At 72.2% G+C, this 2,632-nt stretch carries 2 protein-coding genes; both read right to left on the bottom strand.

From position 1 onward, the window contains the following. Window positions 1-60: 60 nt before the first annotated feature. A complete protein-coding gene (locus ACFC79_RS38160; protein WP_376249867.1) occupies window positions 61-1,038 on the bottom strand; it encodes a transposase family protein in 978 nt (325 codons plus the stop codon). A gap of 30 nt (window positions 1,039-1,068) precedes the next feature. Continuing rightward, window positions 1,069-2,632 (bottom strand): WD40 repeat domain-containing protein (locus ACFC79_RS38155; protein ID WP_376249865.1); only part of this gene is annotated, 1,564 nt, incomplete at its 5' end.

The raw sequence follows: 2,632 nt of genomic DNA, 5'->3' as shown, positions 1-2,632 counted from the left end.
ACAACTCGGTCCGCGATTGAGGTCGGGGCGTGCTGGCCTGGCGGTTTGGCTGGTGGTTGATCAGCAGGTCGCCTGCCGGGCGAGAACCAGTTCGGTGCTCGGCTTGCGGTGGGTCGCCCGACGGGCAGAGCGATCCGAGATCAGTGAAGCGATCGCACGATGGGTCTCGGCGTAGTCGTCACGCCGGCCGGTGTAGCGCTGCAGCGGGCACCACTGCCGCAGCTCGGCGTTGGCGTGCTCGACACAGATCCGCTCCGAGGACTGTCGCCGGCGGATCTCTCGCCAGGCGTACTGCTCGCCGAGCGGTGCGTCGTCCTTCGGCTTCTTCGGCGGGGCGCTGACCTGGTCGGGGAACTCGTTGGCCAGGCCCCGGTAGCCCTCGTCGACCTCGGCTGTCGCCCTTGGGTGGAGTCGGAGTTGCTCGGTTATGCCCTCGGTACGCATCGCGGTCTGGTCGTGCATGCGGCCTGGGCGGTCCGCACCCGACCACAGCAGGCGGCCCTGGCCGTCGCTGATGGTGGTGGTCTTGATCGTGTTCTGCTTCTTCTTGCCGGAGACGAAGGCCCGCCGTCCGGGCCGGTTGGCCTTGGGGCGGCGGACCTGCGTCTCGGCGCCGTCGATCCGCAGCCGGATCCCCTCGGCCTCGGCGTAGGCGAACACGTCTGCCAGGGTGCGCAGTCGGATACCGGGGCGGTCGGGGACGGCGAAACCGCGCGCCGCCAGCAGCGGGCGGATCTCGCCGATGGCGCGGGAGATCGTGGAGCGGGCGGTGCCGTACAGGGCGGCAAGCGCGGCGTGCGGAAGTCCGGTGCGAAGGTGGACCAGGGCGACGAGCAGGCGGTCGGTGAAGACCAGGTCGTGTTTCGGTCCGGCGCCGGCCTCTCGCTGCCGCTCGGCACCACGCCGCTCACGGAGCACGGACTCGCACCGGGCGAGCCACGGGTCTGCCAACTCTTCGATTAAATCGCCGAGATGTGTACGCGAGACGCCGCAAAAGGCAGGATGGGTCAAGGCCGCGCGGGCCCACTTCTTGGTCACACTCAAAGAACCCGTGCGGCCACCGTCACGTCACGGCCTGTCGATCAGCATCGCGGGCCGAGTCGTAGTCCGCGCCACCCGAGCCGACGCCTGTCCGTCAACGGCGGACAGCACGGCAATCTCCGGGCCGAAGCAGAGCACCAGTGTGCCGTCCGGCGCGGCGAGGGCCGACTGGACGGGCGCGGGGCAGCGCAGGGGTGGCGCGAGTTCGGCGCTTGTGGCCAGGTCGCGCACCGATACCGTTTTGGTGCCGTTGGTGGTGATCAGGTGGGTGCTGGTGCCGTGTACGGCCGTTGCCAGCCAGCGTACGGGCCCGGCGGGGCAGGACAGCGGCTCGGCGTACGGCCGGCCGTCGGGCAGGCTCCAGGTGCGGACCGTGCCGTCCCGGCCGGCGGTGACCGCGATGGGGTGCCCGTTGAGTGTGGTGGTGGTCACCGCGGTGACCCAGTCGGTGTGGCCGGTCAGAAGATCGCCGAGCTGGCGGCCGGTGGCCAGGTCCCACAGCCGCACCGTCTTGTCCCAGCTGCCGGTCACGGCCAGCGCGCGCCCGTCCACGGTGGCGGTGGCGAGCGCGGTGAGCCGGCTGGTGTGGCCGGTGAGGGGCTGGCCGAGGGGCTGACCGGTCGCCAGGTCCCAGCGCTGTGCGGTGCCGTCCGAGCTGCCGGTCACCGCGACGTCTCGCCCGTCGACCCGGGCGGTGGCCAGGGCCAGGATCCGGCCGGCAGGTCCGGCGACGGCCTGGCCGAGCTCCTTGCCGGTATCCAGGTCCCACCTGCGGAGCATGGCGTCCGGGGCCGCAGTCACCGCGACGGTGCGTCCGTCCAGTTCCGCCGTCGCCAGCAGGCTGACCTCGGCGGCGATACACCCGCCGTACGGTATGCCGGTGGCCAGGTCCCAGGCGCGCAGCGCCTTGTCCGCACCGGCGGTGACGACGGCCGGTTGGCCCTGAATGGTGGTCATGGCAGCCGCCAGCACCACGTCCTTGTGGCCGCGGATCTCGGTGCGGCGCCGTACCCTGCGCTTCCCAAGCTCCCAGACGCGCACGGTGTGGTCCGCACTGGCGGTGACGGCCACCGGTTGCCCGTTCACGATCGCCGTCGCGACGTCCCACACGTGCCCGGTGTGCCCTTTGAAGGGGCCGTTGACCTGCCGCCCGCCGGCCACCTCCCAGAGCCGCACGCCCCGGTCGAGGGCGGCCGTCACCACCCGGAGCTGCCCGTTCACCTCGGCCAAGGCGCCGGCCCGGATCCGGTCCTCGTGGCAGGGGAACGACCGCTCACCGACTTCCGCCCCGGCGGCGGTGTCCCGCACCCGCACCACGTGGTCGGCGTCGACAGTCAACCGGAGCGTGCGTCCGGCGACGACGCAAGTATCCAGGACCCGCGCGGCGGATCGTTCGGCGTCCACTGCCACGGCCGGTGCAGGGTCGGCGAGTTGCCAGCACCAGCTGTCCTCGCCCGGGGCCTCGGCCGGCAGCCGCAGCGATTGTCCGTGCAGCTCGTCGGTGGTCACCACCCATCCCTGCGTGCCGGGCCGGGAGCCGGCCACCCGGTCCCACACCCGCAGCGACCCGCCGTACTCCCGGAACAGGGTG

Source organism: Streptomyces sp. NPDC056061, from assembly GCF_042266885.1.
GTDB lineage: Bacteria > Actinomycetota > Actinomycetes > Streptomycetales > Streptomycetaceae > Streptomyces.
This window is presented reverse-complemented; position numbering and strand designations above follow the sequence as displayed.